14 protein-coding genes and 1 riboswitch are annotated in these 16,567 nt (G+C 42.1%); of the genes, 5 read left to right on the plus strand and 9 right to left on the minus strand.

Annotated elements, in window-relative coordinates:
- Positions 1-235 precede the first annotated feature (235 nt).
- Positions 236-1,408, minus strand: a complete 1,173-nt coding sequence (locus AQ505_RS02505; protein WP_062546727.1) for a histidine decarboxylase — start codon at positions 1,406-1,408, stop codon at positions 236-238.
- Positions 1,409-1,567: 159 nt separating this feature from the next.
- Between AQ505_RS02505 and AQ505_RS02510 the strand changes: the two genes are divergently transcribed.
- On the plus strand, positions 1,568-2,035 hold the full coding sequence (locus AQ505_RS02510; protein WP_062546728.1) for an Lrp/AsnC family transcriptional regulator: 468 nt from the start codon (positions 1,568-1,570) through the stop codon (positions 2,033-2,035).
- 4 nt (positions 2,036-2,039) lie between these two features.
- On the opposite strand, the gene AQ505_RS02515 is transcribed toward AQ505_RS02510, so the two are convergent.
- The 3 genes from AQ505_RS02515 to rsgA are packed head-to-tail and all read right to left on the minus strand — an operon-like array spanning position 2,040 to position 3,759.
- The gene (locus tag AQ505_RS02515) at positions 2,040-2,366 is read right to left on the minus strand and encodes a nucleotide pyrophosphohydrolase (RefSeq protein ID WP_062546729.1); all 327 of its coding nucleotides are present in this window, start codon (positions 2,364-2,366) and stop codon (positions 2,040-2,042) included.
- Position 2,367: 1 nt separating this feature from the next.
- Positions 2,368-2,820 carry a D-aminoacyl-tRNA deacylase gene (dtd, locus tag AQ505_RS02520; RefSeq protein ID WP_062546730.1) on the minus strand — a complete coding sequence of 151 codons (453 nt, stop codon included), beginning with the start codon at positions 2,818-2,820 and terminating at the stop codon, positions 2,368-2,370.
- An 18-nt stretch (positions 2,821-2,838) separates the two neighbouring features.
- Entirely contained in the window at positions 2,839-3,759 is a 921-nt protein-coding gene (rsgA, locus tag AQ505_RS02525; protein ID WP_062546731.1) for a ribosome small subunit-dependent GTPase A, read from the minus strand.
- Between the two features lie 441 nt (positions 3,760-4,200).
- Here rsgA and thrA point away from each other — a divergent pair, with 441 nt between their 5' ends.
- From thrA to thrC, 3 genes are read left to right on the plus strand one after another with little or no spacing between them, the layout of a single operon-like run.
- Positions 4,201-6,648 carry a bifunctional aspartate kinase/homoserine dehydrogenase I gene (gene thrA, locus AQ505_RS02530; protein ID WP_062546732.1) on the plus strand — a complete coding sequence of 816 codons (2,448 nt, stop codon included), beginning with the start codon at positions 4,201-4,203 and terminating at the stop codon, positions 6,646-6,648.
- On the plus strand, positions 6,645-7,580 hold the full coding sequence (locus tag AQ505_RS02535) for a homoserine kinase (protein WP_062546733.1): 936 nt from the start codon (positions 6,645-6,647) through the stop codon (positions 7,578-7,580). The genes thrA and AQ505_RS02535 overlap by 4 nt, the downstream gene beginning before the upstream one ends.
- Positions 7,581-7,585: 5 nt before the next feature.
- On the plus strand, positions 7,586-8,905 hold the full coding sequence (gene thrC / locus AQ505_RS02540; protein ID WP_062546734.1) for a threonine synthase: 1,320 nt from the start codon (positions 7,586-7,588) through the stop codon (positions 8,903-8,905).
- On the opposite strand, the gene AQ505_RS02545 is transcribed toward thrC, so the two are convergent.
- From AQ505_RS02545 to metH, 3 genes are all read right to left on the minus strand, one after another.
- Positions 8,883-9,314 carry an META domain-containing protein gene (locus AQ505_RS02545; protein ID WP_062546735.1) on the minus strand — a complete coding sequence of 144 codons (432 nt, stop codon included), beginning with the start codon at positions 9,312-9,314 and terminating at the stop codon, positions 8,883-8,885. The two genes, thrC and AQ505_RS02545, sit on opposite strands and share 23 nt — an antisense overlap.
- 74 nt (positions 9,315-9,388) lie before the next feature.
- Positions 9,389-10,345 carry a methylenetetrahydrofolate reductase gene (locus tag AQ505_RS02550; protein WP_062546736.1) on the minus strand — a complete coding sequence of 319 codons (957 nt, stop codon included), beginning with the start codon at positions 10,343-10,345 and terminating at the stop codon, positions 9,389-9,391.
- A gap of 34 nt (positions 10,346-10,379) precedes the next feature.
- The gene (gene metH / locus AQ505_RS02555) at positions 10,380-14,039 is read right to left on the minus strand and encodes a methionine synthase (RefSeq protein WP_062546737.1); all 3,660 of its coding nucleotides are present in this window, start codon (positions 14,037-14,039) and stop codon (positions 10,380-10,382) included.
- 118 nt (positions 14,040-14,157) lie between these two features.
- Positions 14,158-14,267: riboswitch (SAM riboswitch) on the minus strand.
- A gap of 243 nt (positions 14,268-14,510) precedes the next feature.
- On the opposite strand from metH, the gene AQ505_RS02560 reads away from it, so the two are divergent.
- On the plus strand, positions 14,511-15,080 hold the full coding sequence (locus AQ505_RS02560; RefSeq protein WP_082461390.1) for a hypothetical protein: 570 nt from the start codon (positions 14,511-14,513) through the stop codon (positions 15,078-15,080).
- 101 nt (positions 15,081-15,181) lie between these two features.
- On the opposite strand, the gene AQ505_RS02565 is transcribed toward AQ505_RS02560, so the two are convergent.
- Together AQ505_RS02565 and AQ505_RS02570 are read right to left on the minus strand one after the other, a co-directional pair.
- Positions 15,182-15,934, minus strand: a complete 753-nt coding sequence (locus AQ505_RS02565) for a Bax inhibitor-1/YccA family protein (protein ID WP_062546739.1) — start codon at positions 15,932-15,934, stop codon at positions 15,182-15,184.
- Between the two features lie 55 nt (positions 15,935-15,989).
- On the minus strand, positions 15,990-16,559 hold the full coding sequence (locus tag AQ505_RS02570; protein ID WP_062546740.1) for a hypothetical protein: 570 nt from the start codon (positions 16,557-16,559) through the stop codon (positions 15,990-15,992).
- Between the last annotated feature and the right edge of the window lie 8 nt (positions 16,560-16,567).

Genomic DNA, 16,567 nt, shown 5'->3' on the forward strand with positions numbered 1-16,567 from the left:
AATAGCAAAATAGATAGCGTCTGCTGTCCCGGTTAAAATCGGTAACGCTGCACCAGAATCAGGAAGAAATTTTTACGAAGCAGTCGTCAGTTTTTCCTGCATTGGGAACTGAGCTGGATTCTTTTTTACAAAAAAGAAGAAATAAATATTGCTATTTTCTTTGCTTTGTATCTTTTTATGACAGGCTAAAAGATGCTGAAATGAAGGGTGCCCAAAATTCTTGGGCACCCGATTTCTATAGGGGGGTAAATGTAGGGGCAGGTTGTTGCTGAAAGCTGTAATTGATGCCTTCTGGGTTGCTGATCAGGTCGGCTAGTAGCTCATCAATCTGGGCATGATTCACATTGGGCATACAGATGAGGTGCGAAAGACCGTTTTCTGAGGCCAACTGCCACTTCTGACAAATCCATTTGGATGGCGCAGGAAAAACTACGGTAATCGCATTTGGATTGCTCCAGGCCTCGATTCCAAGATCTTTCAGTTTGGCTTCGGCATAAGCAGCAATGCTTAGGCTGTGAATCGCTCTTTCTTTCAGGCCTTTTAAGCCTAGTTTTTTTAACGTATACCAGAGGAATAATGGCGTATGTCCATTCCTGGAACCGGTAATCGTGGTATCTACGCTTCCGATGTAATCAATGGAACGCGCAATCCTGTCGCGGTTGGTCTTTTTGACAATCACTAAACCGCATGGCATTGGAGAACCCAAAAACTTATGTCCGCTGATGGCAATACTATCCGCACCATCTGCAAAATCAAAAGCTGGACGAGGCTCAATAAATGCACTGTAGCTTCCTGATAAAGCACCATCTGCATGGATGTAATGATTTTTTATCGCCAGATTTCTCAGAATGCCCTTAATCTTTTTTACATCATCCCTCGCTTCGGTCATTGTGGTACCAATATTGGCAAAAATCACCACCGGCAGGTGCCTGTTCATCAATAGGCTATTGTGTAAATCCTCATAATCCATTTCGCCATTCTCCTGAGAACGAATCGCAATATTTGGCATGTTGAGCAATAACAGGTTCTTTTGCACACTATAGTGTGTCGCATCAGAATAGTAAACCATGGCTTTAGGATACAATTCTCTGGCCAGATAAAGGCCGTATAAATTGCCTTCTGAGCCGCCATTGGTTACATATCCCCACCAATTGTCGGTAGGGGCACGAAATAAATTCGCAAAAAATTCGATCACTTCCCTTTCCATTTCCCTGGTATCTACTGCATAGGTAGATTCCGTAAAAGGGTCTCCAAGGTTATTGATCGGATATTGAAGGAAAGGAAGCAGGTCGGTATAGTCAAAATCTTTAGAAACCGGGTAGCCCAGAAACAAACGAGTCCGGTCTTTCACTTTTTCATAAAGTTCTGATAATCTTTTGTTATCCTGGGTTGAAAGGTTAAAGTCCATAGTTCTAATAGGTGGTTCAGACTACAAATCTAGAGATCTCCATTCGATTGGTCTTTAAAATGATTAATATTAGAAAATAAACACTTAATTTTACCTTTATGTAGTTTTATTCGTCTTAATGGCGCTAAATTACTGTAGAAATCAGAAAAACTAAACTAGATGGAACAGTTTGATAAAATGGATCAGCGCATATTAAATGCGTTACAGCAGAATGCAAGGCTAAATACAAAAGAGATTGCGCATAAAGTTGGGCTTACTGTAACGCCAACTTACGAGCGTTTGAAAAAGATTGAAAAGTCTGGGGTGATCAAGAATTATGTGACCTTATTGGATCGGGAAAAGATTGGAAAAACGCTGGCTGCCTTTTGTAACGTGACCTTGCAGGTACATTCGCTGCCTTTGCTGAAAAAGTTCGAAGCTGCTATGACTAAGCTGGAAGAAGTGATGGAATGCTATCACGTTGCCGGTACTTACGATTACCTTTTGAAAGTAGTCGTAAAAGATATGAGCAAATACCAGGACTTTTTAACGAATAAACTTGCTGCAATTGAAAATATTGCCAACGTAAACAGTTTGTTTGTGATGACAGAAATCAAGCACAATACTGCGTATACAATTGATCAATAAAGAACTATTTCAATTTTTCGTTGTTCTGATGGCGGTCGGTATCTCTGATGGTTTTTTTAACCAGGTTTTTCTCTAAGGCGCTGGTGAGGTCGATGCCGGTTTGGTTGGCCAAACAGATCAGGACGAACAATACGTCGGCCATCTCATCGCCAAGGTCTACTGCTTCATCGCTTTTTTTGAAGGACTGCTCACCATATTTTCTGGACATGATTCTAGCCACTTCACCCACTTCTTCCATGAGGATTGCGGTATTGGTGAGCTCATTGAAATAACGGATCCCTGTTTTATTGATCCACTGGTCTACGGTTTCCTGGGCTTCTGCTATCGTCATGTTATTGTTTATTTTTGGTATCTATTACAATGGTGACAGGACCATCATTAATTAAACTGATCTTCATATCTGCGCCAAAAATTCCTGTTTTGATCTCTTTTTGGAGGAGCGCAGATAATTTGGCAATCATTTCTTCGTATAGAGGAATGGCTTTTTCGGGTCTGGCTGCTCTGGTAAAACCGGGTCTATTGCCTTTTTTTGTGGAAGCAAAGAGGGTAAATTGACTAATCAGGAGAATATTTCCACCGACATCAGCAAGGGATTTGTTCATCTGGTCATTTTCATCGCCAAAGATCCTCATATTGACCATCTTCTGGCTAAGCCAGTCGAGGTCTTCATCGGTATCAGCGTCTTCAATGCCTAATAATACCAGAATACCAGTATCAATGCTGCCGGTTGTTGTTCCTTCTACTACACAGCTGGCTTCTGTAACTCTTTGAATAATTGCTCTCATCGTTATTAAAAACCGGTATTAAGCGCGGGTTTCGTTGCCATGGTAAATACTCAGGTAACTTTCGTACCTGCTAATTTCAATTTCACCATCTTCTACCGCTTTGATGACGGCACAGCCCGGCTCATTGACATGGCGACAGTTATTGAACTTACATTTGTTCATCAATGCACGCATTTCTCTGAAATAATGGCCCAATTCTTCAGGTCTGATATCAAAAATCCCCAATTCACGGATCCCTGGGGTATCAATCAGGTAGCCACCGAAAGGTAACACATGCATTTCTGCAAAAGTGGTAGTATGCTGTCCTTTATCACTTGCTTCAGAGATTTCTCCGGTTTTGATGTGTCTATCTGGAAGCAATGCATTGATCAGACTTGATTTTCCTACTCCGGAATGTCCCGAAAACAGGGTAGTTTTGTCTTTTAACAGGCTTTCTATCTGTGGGATATTGGTGCCTTCCAATGCGGATACCGTATAACAAGGGTAGCCGATGTTTTCATAAATATGCTTGTATTCTTCTAAAACCGCCAGTCCATCTTCATTAAACAAATCCAGTTTATTGAAAATCAATACTGCAGGAATGCGATACGCCTCGGCAGTAGCCAGAAACCGGTCAATAAATCCCAAAGAAGTTCTTGGGGAAACGAGGGTAACCACCAAAAATGCCTGGTCCATATTGGCCGCAATAATCTGTGCCTGCTTGGAAAGGTTGATGGATTTACGGATAATGTAATTGTTCCGCTCATGTAATTTATGTATTACCCCATTTTCTGAATTTGGCTCCAGCTCAAAGTCTACCTGATCGCCAACGGCAATCGGATTGGTGGTTTGAATGCCCTTGATCCTGAACTTCCCTTTAATACGGCAGTCGTATCTGTTGCCGTCTTCCGCTTGTACCTGATACCAGCTTCCTGTTGATTTTATGACTAATCCTTGCATATTATGGCGTAAAGGTAATAAAATGTTTGTCGGGAATCAGCGTCTGCAATCGCGTAGCTTGCGCTTTCCGTAAAACCGGGTTAAATTTTAAGCTGCTAAGGGTGCTAGAATCATTTTTCTGCTTTTTACCCTTGAATAAGAGTACTTTATCGCGGAAGGATTTATAAACCTACTCTATACCTTTTAATCGCAATATTTTAAAATTCAGGCAAAATATTTAGGTAATCATTTGTTAATTAGAAAAATATAACTTTACTTTACGCCACAGCACACTAAGTGTATAATGTACAATGTTTAATAATTCAACCATTATTTCCATTATTATTACCACCGGGATATCTCGGAGGGAGGATAGCTAATGGGTATAAAATACTAAAAATAAAAACCACAAAAAGCGCCTTCCTCTAATCGGGGAAGGCGCTTTTTTTTTAACCTAAAACTATGAACATATTAAAATTTGGAGGTACATCTGTTGGTTCCGTAGAAAGCATCACTGCTTTGCTGGGAATCTTGAAAGAGCAGCAAGGCGCTGAAAATCCCATTGTCGTCTTATCTGCCATGAGCGGGGTGACCAACGCCCTGGTCGAAATGGCAGAAAACGCAGGAAAAGGGAAGATTTATGGGGAGGAATTGAGTGCTATTGAAAAGAAACATTTTGAAGTGATCCGTGCCTTATTGCCAGCAAGCGCACAGAATCCGGTACTCACCAAGCTAAAAATCTATTTTAATGAGCTGGAAGATATTTTGCAATCGGTCTATAACCTGAGAGAACTGAGCCTGCAAACGAAAGACTTAATATTGAGTTACGGAGAGCGTTGCTCGGCAGTGATGGTAAGCCATATTGCCAAACAAACTTTTCCGGATGCCTTATATGTTGATGGTTCTGAACTGATCAAAACAGACCAGAACTTCGGACAAGCGAAGGTGAATACCTACCTCACAGAAACTTTAATCAAAGATTTCTATGAGTCAAATGCCGATAAATTATTATTCGTAACTGGTTTTATTGCCAGTAATGATGAGGGAAGAATCACTACTTTAGGAAGGGGCGGAAGTGACTATACCGCCGCTATCTGGGGTTCTGCACTGAATGCATCCGAAATTCAGGTCTGGACAGATGTGGACGGAATGATGACTGCCGATCCAAGAATGGTGAAAAAGGCCTTCTCCCTTGCAGAATTGAGCTATACCGAAGCCATGGAGCTTTCTTATTTTGGCGCTAAAGTGATATATCCGCCTACGATGATCCCTGCGTTTTTGAAGCGCATTCCTATTGTGATCAAAAATACATTCAATGTCGATTTTCCGGGCACTTATATCAAGCATGGTGCGGGAAGTTCAAAATTGCCGATCAAAGGGATCTCTTCTATTGATGAAATCAGTGTATTGAATCTTTCTGGTAGTGGAATGGTTGGAAAAGCAGGTTTCAGCGGTCGGTTGTTCTCTTTACTTTCCCGTGAACAGATCAATGTGATTCTCATTACACAGTCTTCTTCTGAGCATAGCATCACTTTCGCGGTAAAACCAGGTGACGCTTTGAAAGCTTTGGCGTTGATCAATAAGGAGTTTGAACTGGAATTACAAGCAAGAAAACTGGAATATCCGGAAGTAGAAAATGGTTTGGCCGCCTTAGCTATTGTTGGTGAAAACATGAAACGGACGCCTGGAATGTCAGGAAAGCTGTTCCATGCTTTAGGTAGAAACGGGGTCAATGTCAGGGCAATTGCACAGGGTTCTTCGGAGTACAATATCTCTGTGATCATCTCTAAACCGGATTTGTCGAAAGCTGTAAATGCGGTGCATGATGCTTTCTATGCGAATCTGAAAAGAACACTGCCTATCTTTTGTCTGGGAACAGGGAATATTGGCAAGACCTTATTTACACAGCTGGAAGCGCAAATGAATTTTCTGGCCACCAATAATGACCTTCAGGTAAAGGTAATGGGCGTTTGTAATACCCGTAAAATGTACCTCAATGTTGATGGAATTGCTTTGAGCAATTGGGAAGAAGTACTGGAAAGTGAGGGAGAGCCAGCAGATTTACCACTTTTCATCAAAAAGATGAAAGCGATGAACCTGCCAAATTGTGTGTTTGTAGACAATACTGCCAGTCATAATCCAATTCAGTTTTATAAGGATGTGCTGCAATCGAGCATTTCTGTGGTGACTTGTAATAAGATTGGTAATTCAGCAGATTATGAGCAATATGCCGCATTTAAACAGGCAGCAAGGACTTATGGCGTAGATTTTCATTATGAAACTAATGTGGGTGCAGGCCTGCCAATCATCCGTACTTTAAAAGATCTGATGATGAGCGGCGACCAGATTCACCGCATAGAAGCCATCTTATCAGGAACCATCTCTTATATATTCAACAATTACACTGGCGATAAATTGTTCCATGAGGTAGTGAAAGAAGCACAGGATAAAGGCTATACTGAACCAGATCCTAGAGACGATTTGAACGGAAAAGATTTTATGCGTAAAATGTTGATTCTGGCCCGTGATGCCGGTTATCCATTGGAAGAATCGGACATTACGATCGAAAGTATGTTGCCTCCGGCTTGCCTGGCAGCAGCAACTGTTGCTGATTTTTACCATGAACTGGAAAACAACACCGAGTATTTTGAAAAGTTAAAAAAACAAGCCGCAGCGGATAAAAAAGTGCTGCGTTATATCGGGAAACTGGAAGAGGGAAAAGTGGAAATCACCTTGCAAATGGTAGATGACAGCCACCCTTTTTACATGTTGTCTGGCAGTGACAATATCATTTCATTTACTACGGACCGTTATAAAGATCGTCCATTGGTAGTTAAAGGCCCAGGTGCAGGTGCCGAAGTGACTGCTGCAGGTGTTTTCGCTGATATTATAAACGTTGGTAAACGATGAGAGAATCTATAAAAGTTTTTGCCCCGGCTACAGTAGCCAATGTGGTGTGTGGTTATGATGTTTTGGGTTTTGCCGTGAATGAACCCGGTGATGAGGTCATCATGAAATTGACAGGTGGTTCTGGAATTACCATTTCCAAAATCACTGGTGATGATGGGCGTTTGCCGCTTGATCCGAAGAAAAATACGGTAAGTGCAAGTGTGCAGCATTATTTAAACCATATCGGAAAACCGGATACCGGGATAGAAATTGAACTGCACAAGAAAATGCCGATTGGCAGTGGATTGGGTTCCAGCTCTGCCAGTACGGTAGCCGGATTGTTCGCGGTAAACAACTTATTTGATCGTTTATTGACCAATAAAGAATTGGTGCCTTTTGCGATGAAAGGCGAGGAACTGGCTTGCGGTTATGGCCATGCCGATAATGTAGCTCCGGCTTTATTAGGCGGTTTTGTGCTGATCAGAAGTTATGAGCCTTTAGACATCATCAGCTTGCCGCACCCTGAAGATTTATATGCGGCCATTGTATATCCGGAAGTGGATGTACCCACCAAAGATGCCCGACAAATGATCCGTTCCAAAGTATTATTGAAAGATGCCGTAACGCAATGGGGAAATGTAGCAGGTTTGGTGAGTGGTTTGTTTTTAAAAGACCATGACCTGATTGGGCGCAGTATGACGGATATTCTGGTAGAACCGACCCGTTCTATCCTGATTCCGGATTTCTACAAGATGAGGTCGCTGGCTTTAAAAACCGGGGCAATCGGATTTGGAATTTCTGGTTCTGGCCCATCTGTTTTTGCCTTAACAAAAGACGAAGCCACTGCAAACGCCATCACCCATAAACTACAGCAGCATTTAAAAGGAATTGGCATCAACAGTCTTTCTTTTGTATCCTCCGTAAATCAAAAAGGCCCTGTTATTTTAGATTAATCCACATGAAATTATACAGTACAAATAACCACGAACTAAACGTTGACTTTCCAACGGCTGTTTTTAACAGCATGCCTTTGGATAAAGGCTTATATATGCCGGTAAATGTTCCTTTGTTAGATCAGGAATTCATTGAAAATATCCATAAATACAGTATGCCGGAGATCGCTTTTAAAGTGGCTTCAACTTTGTTGGATGGGGCAATTCCTTTAGATGATTTAAAGAAAATTGTGGAAGAAACCATCAGTTTTGATGCTCCTGTAGTAGAATTGGAAGCAGATACCTACGTATTAGAACTGTTTCATGGCCCTTCATTGGCGTTTAAAGATTTCGGCGCCCGTTTCATGAGCAGAATCATGGCCTATTTCTTAAAAGATGGGGAGCAATTATTAGATGTATTGGTGGCTACTTCCGGCGATACGGGAGGCGCAGTAGCACTAGGTTTTCTTGGGGTGCCCAATACCAGGGTCACCATTCTTTATCCAAAAGGAAAAGTAAGTGAGATCCAGGAATTACAGCTTTGCACCAATGGACATAACATCCATGCGATAGAGGTGGAGGGGACCTTTGATGATTGTCAGCATTTAGTGAAACAGGCATTTGCCGATGCTGAATTGAACGAAAAACTTCGCTTAACCTCTGCAAATTCGATCAATATTGCCAGATTGATTCCACAAACTTTTTATTATTTCAATGCCTGGGCGAGATTGCGCAGAGCGGGTAAAAAGGAAGTGATTTTCTCTGTGCCCAGCGGAAATTTCGGAAATATTGCAGCGGGATTGCTGGCTTATAAAATGGGCTTGCCGGTGAAAAAATTCATCGCGGCAACAAACGTAAATGATACTGTTCCGCATTTCCTGAAAACAGGAGTTTATGAAACTAAACCATCTGTACAGACTTACGCGAATGCGATGGATGTTGGGGCGCCAAGCAATTGGGTGCGGATTATGGATCTTTTTAACCAGGACCTGGAAGCTTTGAAACAGATTTTGAAAAGCTATACCTATACCGATGAGCAAACATTGGCTGGGATTCAGTCTATTTATGACCAATACGGTTATATTGCTTGTCCGCATACTGCGATTGCAGCTTTAGCTTTAGCAGACTATAAAAAAGAAAACCCAGAGCAAAACGCTGCGGGTGTATTTTTGTCGACTGCCCATGCCTGTAAATTTCCAGATGTATTTCCAGCAGAACTGGCTGCAAAGATCAAAATTCCTGCTGCGGTACAGGAACTGGATTTAAAAACTAAACATGCAGAAAAAATGGATACGGACTATAGTTCATTTAAGAACTACCTGACTACTTTTTATGAAAACGCATAATGGCGATGTCTCCCATCATGAAATTCAGGGTGCTGTCGCTCACTGAATAACTGCTGGTTTTTCTTAACATTTCCATAAAGATGGCCTCTCCTTCACCGGGACAGGCCATTTTTGTCATGGCCATTGGATGGGTGAAGTTGATGGTGGTATCATCCGCCACTAAAGCACCGGAAAAAGAATTACAACTGGTGTTGCCGCTTACTTTCTTGTTGGTAATGTCAAAAGTCAGGCTTGGTTTCTTTGCTGGATACAATCCGTTGAAAGCGATTCTAGGGCCTGAAATGTAATTCAACTCCCAGCTTCCTCCCAATTCAGACAGGCCACCATTTCCTATTGTTCCAGGTTTTAAGGTGGTGCATGCAGCGAAAGTACTGGTCATGACAATTGCCAATAAGATGATTCTTTTCATAGCCTTAAGTTTTTAATGATAGCCGAAAGGTACAAAGAGTATTCCAAAAAATACCTATCGGCTATCATGAAGGGCTAAAACACCGCGTTGGCAATTTTTTTAGTCGGCTCAGGGTTCCCCATCGTGTAGAAGTGAAGCACTGGTGCGCCCATTTCTTTCAGCTCTTTACATTGATGGATCATCCATTCAATACCTACTTCTTTTACGTCTTTTTCAGACTTGCAGGATTGGATTGCTTCGCTCAGTTCAATAGGAATATCCAAATGGAAAATCTTTGGTAAACTGATCAGCTGTTTGCTGCTGGTAATTGGTTTAAGTCCCGGGATAATAGGGACATTGATCCCGTTTTCACGACATTTATCTACCAGTGCTTTGTATTTTTTATTGTCAAAAAACATTTGGGTAACGATGAAATCAGCACCCAGATCTACCTTATGTTTTAGATATTTAAAATCGGTATCCAGGTTTGGCGACTCATAATGTTTTTCCGGATATCCGGCTACTCCGATACAGAAATCCGTCTTTTCAGAGTTCTCCATATCATCATGCAGGTAGCGGCCATTGTTCATGTCCACTACATGTTGTAACAATTCTGAGGCATAGGCATGGCCATCTGGTGTTGGGATGAAAGCATTGTCGCTTTTTCGGGCATCACCGCGCAATACCAGGACATTATCAATGCCCAGAAACTGAAGATCGATCAATGCGTTCTCTGTTTCATCCTTGGTGAAACCACCACAGATCAAATGGGGAACCGCATCTACTTTGTACTTGTTCATAATCGCAGCACAGGTAGCCACTGTACTCGGACGTTTCCGATAAGCGACTTTTTCCAACAGGCCATTTGCATGTTGTTTGTAGATGTAATCTTCTCTCAAGTAGGTCACATCAATAAAAGGAGGGTTGAATTCCATTAAAGGATCGATGGCGTCAAAGATACCTTTGATGCTTTGTCCTTTTATAGGTGGCAAGAGCTCAAATGAGAAAAGGGTTTTTCCTTTTGCGTTGCTGATATGGTCTACGATCTTCATTAAATATTGCTTGTTAGGTCTCGTTATCTGTTATTTAGTAAGCCAGGTTAGGGCTCAGCCATCTTTCCACTTCTTCCAAAGGCATGTCTTTTCTGGTCGCATATTCTTCGACCTGATCTTTGGTAATTTTCCCCAATCCGAAATATCTGGATTGCGGGTGTGCGAAATAGAAACCACTTACCGCTGCGGTAGGGTACATGGCATAGCTTTCTGTGAGGCGGAGTCCGATTCTGTTTTCGGCATCCAGCAATTCAAAAAGTGTTCCTTTTTCACTATGTTCCGGGCAGGCAGGATAGCCTGGTGCCGGGCGAATCCCTGCGTATTCTTCTTTAATGAGGTCTTCGTTGCTCAGCTTTTCATCTTTTGCGTAGCCCCAGTAATCTTTACGCACCAGCTCATGCATTCTTTCAGCGAAAGCTTCCGCAAGCCTGTCCGCCAATGCTTTTGCCATGATGCTGTTGTAATCATCGTAATTGGCTTCAAATTCTGCAACCAGTTCATCGCAGCCGATACCTGTGGTGACCGCAAAGCCTCCGAAGTAATCTGCAACACCTGATTCTTTTGGCGCTACAAAGTCGGAAAGTGCATAATAAGGTTCTCCAGCCATTTTTTCCGCTTGTTGGCGAAGGGTGTGAATGGTCACTTCTTTACCTGCTACATCCAGGATGATGTCGTCGCCAACAGTATTTGCCGGCCAGAAACCGATTACGCCTTTGGCGGTCAATAGTTTCTCCTCAACAATGCGTTTCAATAAGGCTTGCGCATCATCAAATAGTTTTTTTGCTTCATCACCAACGCTTTTATCGTTGAAGATTTTAGGGTAACTGCCGCGCAATTCCCAGGTATGGAAGAATGGCGTCCAGTCGATATAAGGCACCAGGTCTTCCAGCGGATAATCTTCAAATACCTTTGTTCCGGTAAATGCAGGGGCAGGGGCTACCAGATCCAGGTCGATTTGAAACTGGTCTTTTCTAGCTTCTTCTATCGTTTTGTAGCGTTTATCGGAGCGTTTGTTTAAATGCGCTTCTCTGGCTTTATCGTATTCCTGTTTGATGCCATCAATATAGGCACCTCTGGTTTCGGGATTCATTAAGGTACTGCACACGGTTACGCTTCTGGAAGCATCTAATACGTGAATGGCAGGGCCTGAATAGTTTGGCGCTACTTTTACTGCGGCATGGATTCTGGAGGTGGTTGCACCGCCGATAATCAATGGAATGGTAAATCCTTCACGCTCCATTTCTTTGGCAAAATGTACCATTTCATCTAGGGAAGGGGTAATTAAACCACTCAATCCGATAATGTCGGCATTGATTTCTTTTGCTTTTTGAATGATGGTTTGTGCTGGAACCATCACGCCCATATCCACAATTTCGAAGTTATTACAGGCCAATACTACGCCTACAATGTTCTTACCGATATCATGCACATCGCCTTTTACAGTGGCCATTAAGATTCTTCCTGCTGAAGAGCTGGTGTTTCCATCAGGATTGTCCAGTTTTTCCTGTTCAATGAAGGGAAGGAGGTAAGCTACTGCCTTTTTCATTACCCTGGCGGATTTTACCACCTGTGGCAGGAACATTTTTCCGGCGCCAAAAAGGTCTCCAACAATGTTCATTCCGTCCATTAAAGGACCTTCGATCACATGGATAGGTTTTGGATATTTTTGTCTGGCCTCCTCTACGTCGGCATCCAGGTATTCAATAATTCCTTTCACCAAAGAATGAGAAAGTCGTTCTTCTACGCTGGTTTTTCTCCATTCTTCATCCCTAACGATCTCTTTACCTTTAGATTTGATGGTTTCAGCAAACTCTACCAGGCGTTCTGTGGCGTCCTCTCTGCGGTTCAGCAGGACGTCTTCCACACGTTCTAATAATGCTGGTGGAATTTCCTGGTAGACTTCCAGCATCCCTGCGTTTACAATCCCCATGTCCAGACCAGCTTTAATGGCATGGTAAAGGAAGGCAGAGTGCATTGCTTCCCTTACGGTATTGTTTCCACGGAAAGAGAAGGAAATGTTAGATACCCCGCCGCTCACTTTAGCATGAGGCAGGTTTTCTTTAATCCAGCGTGTCGCATTGATGAAATCTACGGCATAGTTGTTATGTTCTTCCAAACCGGTTGCCACGGTTAGGATATTTGGGTCAAATATGATGTCTTGCGCTGGGAAACCGACTTCGTCTACTAATATATCGTAAGAACGTTTACAGATTTCTTTTCTACGTTCAAAGTTATCAGCTTGTCCATATTCGTCAAATGCCATCACGACTACGGCTGCGCCATAATTCATGATCTTTTTAGCACTTTCAATAAATTTTTCCGGTCCTTCTTTCAGAGAGATGGAGTTCACAATTCCTTTTCCCTGCAAACATTTCAAACCGGCTTCAATGACCGACCATTTTGAGGAATCGACCATGATGGGCAGTTTGGAAATATCCGGCTCTGAAGCAATCAGGTTCAGGAATTTTACCATTGCCGCTTCACCGTCCAGCATGCCTTCATCCATGTTGACGTCGATGATTTGTGCACCACCTTCTACCTGCTGACGGGCAACAGTTAGTGCGGCTTCATAATCACCTCCTAAAATCAGCTTAGAGAATTTTGGGGATCCGGTGATATTGGTACGTTCCCCGATGTTCACGAAAATACTTTCCGGGGTAACGGTAACCGCTTCTAATCCGCTTAAACGCAAATATGGAGGGACGGTAGGGATTTTTCTTGGTGTCACCTTTTTCGCTTTTGCAGCGATACAGGCGATGTGTTCCGGTGTTGTTCCGCAGCAGCCACCTACAATATTTACAAAGCCATGCTGGATGAAATCTTCCACGAGGTGAGCGGTTTCATGCGGCATTTCATCGTAAGCACCAAATTCGTTAGGTAATCCTGCATTTGGATAGGCAGAAACGTAACAAGTGGCTTTTGCAGACAGTTCTTCAATGTGCGGCCTCATGTCTTTGGCGCCTAAAGCACAGTTGAAACCGATGCTGATCGGGTCGGCATGAATCACAGAATTCAGGAAGGCTTCTACCGTTTGTCCGGATAAAGTTCTTCCCGAAGCATCGGTAATGGTTCCAGAGATCATGATCTCAATCTTTTTGCCGATTTCTTTCTCGTATTTTTTGATCGAAAAGATTGCGGCCTTGGCATTCAGTGTATCGAAAATAGTCTCAATTAACAAGACATCCGAACCACCGTCTACCAATCCACGTACTTGCTGATCATAAGCGGATACGAGTTCATCAAAAGTCAAGGCCCTGTATCCAGGGTCGTTTACATCTGGTGAAAGGGAAAGAGTTCTATTGGTTGGGCCTACAGCACCTGCAACGAAGGACCTGCGATCCGGGTTGGCAGCCATGAATTCGTCTACTGCCTCACGTGCTACTTTTGCACCGGCAAAACTCATTTCATAGTCCAGCTCCTCCATCTGGTAATCTGCCAGGGATATGCGCTGTGTACTAAAGGTATTGGTTTCAATAATATCTGCACCGGCTTTCAGGTATTCGGTGTGTATTGCTTTGATAATATCAGGACGGGTAAGGTTTAGCAAATCGTTATTGCCTTTCACATCACAAGGGTGATCTTTAAATCTTTCGCCTCTAAAATCTTCTTCTGTCAGGATATAACGCTGGATCATGGTACCCATGGCTCCGTCAATAATTAATATGCGTTTCTCTAACTCTGCTCTAATGTCCATTTTTTTATATCTCCGGGTAAGGCCTGGGTAAAAGATCACCGGTTAGGAATGTCCTGTCGGTTACGGTTTTACACACAGTTAAAATGCTTATTGAAAAGTCCGGTATCGGGTCGACTTTAACTTATCTTTCGGGTACCGATGGTCCGGTTCCGGTAGAATGTAGCACCTTGTAAGCACAGGTTGCTAAGACATCGCAGGGTCTAATCCCTCCGTCTTTCTCTATAAGCTCTGCAAAAGTGCAACAAAGAAAAATCATTTCCAAAAAAACAGCAGTTAAAGCATATAATATTGCAATAGCAGGGAGTATTTTGAGGCTGTTCGGAATAAAATTCTGAATGTCTGTGGCTTCCTAATATAAATACACCGAATTATTTAAGCTCATCTATCACGATTAACATGATATGCTTATTGTTAAATTAATTAATTCTATGTATTTTGGAGGCCATAACTACTAAAACAAACTAAAAACAAATGATGAAAAAATGCTCTTTTTTATTCTCAATCCTATGTGCTGTAGGAATGACGGCCTTTGGTCAAACCACCGTTAATGTAGATGAACCTGAATACATTGGTGAAGCGGTAAGTGTTTCCGCTGAAAATGTAGCGACCCCATTGGAAAAGCAAAGTGTAAAGATCCAAACTAAAGCGGGAGCTTCAGTATACCTGGTTGGGATTGGTAAAGTGAAATCTAAAATGGTCATTGAAGGAGGTTCTTCCCCTGTGTTAATGAAAGCTGGTGATCCTTTAACTTTTGTAGTTAAAAGTTTTGATAACAAATCAGATCCTTTGTCAATTATCAGTGTGGTGAAGTTCGAAGCCAGTAAGAAAAACCGCAAGTCGGAACTGGTTTCTGCAGGTACTTTTTCTGGAGCTTCTACCAACAATCAGAACTATATTAAGTATCAATCGAAAAAATACAAAGACAGTTCTTATGTATTGAGATTAGATCCAATGGATGTAGGAGAGTATGGTATTATTGTTTCTAACCCAAATGCGCTGGCAAACAGCAACACTATTGTAGCTTGTTTTTCTGTTCAATAGTATTATTTTATGATCTAAAAGAAATGGCTATCAACAATTGTTGATAGCCATTTCTTTTAATAGGTTTATCTGGTATTCAAAACCTATTGGTTTTTTATCCCTTATTTTCTGCTTCCGAAGATTCTCAATAAGAAAAGGAAGATATTGATAAAGTCAAGGTACAGTGATAAAGCACCCATAATGGCTAACTTTTTACCATCAGCTTGTACGATAGGATCACCACTTTCTTCCAGACCTGCACCGATACGTTTCAGTTTCTGAACGTCATAAGCGGTTAAAGCGGTAAAGATAGCTACACCGAAGAAGCTCATTACATAGCTGAATGTTGGGCTGCCTAAGAATAAGTTGATGATGCTGGCGATAAATAAGCCGGCTACACCTACCATTAGGATAGGACCGAATTTAGTTAGATCTACCTCTGTGGTATACCCTAAAAAGGCCATGATTCCGAAGATACCTGCTGCAGCACCAAAACATGCGGCAATAGATCCTGCGGTATATACTAATAATATAAAGCTTAAACTGATCCCTAATAAGATAGAGAAAAGGGTGAAGACACCAATTAAGGCACCATAAGAAAGGCGGCTAAAGCCGGCTCCCATGAGTAAAACCAGGCCTAGTGGTGCAAACATGGCGATATATCCTAAAACTGTTCTTTGTCCGGTTTCGAAGTTGATCAGCTGTCTTAAAGCGGCTTCAGAATTCGAGATGAATAAAGCGGCTATAGTTGATAAACTCAGGGCAATAAACATCCATAAGAATACATTTGCGAAGAATTTCTTAGCAACGACTCCTCTTTCCTGCTCCACAAATACTGTTTTGTGTGCCCATTCGTAATTATTGTTGTTGTCCATTTTTCTTTAAATTTTAATAGTTAAAGGTACTAATTAGTTTACGTTCTTACAAAACCTATGCCCCAAGCCTTTTTGTCAGCGTTTCTTCTACTTTCTTGAAAATTTGCAGTGGTTTTAGGGTTCTCCATGCCAAATCGTCAAGCTGACCGCCAAAGTTGATGTAGTAATCCAGGTTGGCAGATCTGAACTCTTCGATCACATGTTCCTGGAAATTGATGCCGCAGATCCATCCATCTTCTACGTCCTGGAACCACTCTTCGTAATAGCTGTCTTCGGAAGAATGGAAGTTCAGTATATTTTCTCCGATGAGGATAAACTTGTTGATGCCTTCATCGATCATTAGCTCAAGGATTTCTCTTTTGAGCAGCATGATGTCGTTGTCTATGGCATCATTCCATTCTCCAATAAACTCAATGATTGCATAATTCCGATCGTAATCCGCGTACAATACTTTTATGTAGAGCGTGTTGGAGCCGAAATCATCCCATTGCGGGTGGATTAAAAAATTGTACAGCTGCTTATCAAAATAGAATTCTGAGTATTCTGTGTCATAAAAAGGAGAACGCTCATCTTCCGCAGCGATGTAATCGTCGCGCCAAAGGTAGAAAGGTTCGATTTCGTGCATATAATTTC

Source organism: Pedobacter sp. PACM 27299 (genome assembly GCF_001412655.1).
GTDB lineage: Bacteria > Bacteroidota > Bacteroidia > Sphingobacteriales > Sphingobacteriaceae > Pedobacter.

Bases quoted from the DNA above. Each gene is read 5' to 3' on its own strand.
- AQ505_RS02505 (WP_062546727.1), bottom strand. From the start codon at position 1,408: ATGGACTTTAACCTTTCAACCCAGGATAACAAAAGATTATCAGAACTT.
- AQ505_RS02510 (WP_062546728.1), top strand. From the start codon at position 1,568: ATGGAACAGTTTGATAAAATGGATCAGCGCATATTAAATGCGTTACAG.
- AQ505_RS02515 (WP_062546729.1), bottom strand. From the start codon at position 2,366: ATGACGATAGCAGAAGCCCAGGAAACCGTAGACCAGTGGATCAATAAA.
- dtd (WP_062546730.1), bottom strand. From the start codon at position 2,820: ATGAGAGCAATTATTCAAAGAGTTACAGAAGCCAGCTGTGTAGTAGAA.
- rsgA (WP_062546731.1), bottom strand. From the start codon at position 3,759: ATGCAAGGATTAGTCATAAAATCAACAGGAAGCTGGTATCAGGTACAA.
- thrA (WP_062546732.1), top strand. From the start codon at position 4,201: ATGAACATATTAAAATTTGGAGGTACATCTGTTGGTTCCGTAGAAAGC.
- AQ505_RS02535 (WP_062546733.1), top strand. From the start codon at position 6,645: ATGAGAGAATCTATAAAAGTTTTTGCCCCGGCTACAGTAGCCAATGTG.
- thrC (WP_062546734.1), top strand. From the start codon at position 7,586: ATGAAATTATACAGTACAAATAACCACGAACTAAACGTTGACTTTCCA.
- AQ505_RS02545 (WP_062546735.1), bottom strand. From the start codon at position 9,314: ATGAAAAGAATCATCTTATTGGCAATTGTCATGACCAGTACTTTCGCT.
- AQ505_RS02550 (WP_062546736.1), bottom strand. From the start codon at position 10,345: ATGAAGATCGTAGACCATATCAGCAACGCAAAAGGAAAAACCCTTTTC.
- metH (WP_062546737.1), bottom strand. From the start codon at position 14,039: ATGGACATTAGAGCAGAGTTAGAGAAACGCATATTAATTATTGACGGA.
- AQ505_RS02560 (WP_082461390.1), top strand. From the start codon at position 14,511: ATGATGAAAAAATGCTCTTTTTTATTCTCAATCCTATGTGCTGTAGGA.
- AQ505_RS02565 (WP_062546739.1), bottom strand. From the start codon at position 15,934: ATGGACAACAACAATAATTACGAATGGGCACACAAAACAGTATTTGTG.
- AQ505_RS02570 (WP_062546740.1), bottom strand. From the start codon at position 16,559: ATGCACGAAATCGAACCTTTCTACCTTTGGCGCGACGATTACATCGCT.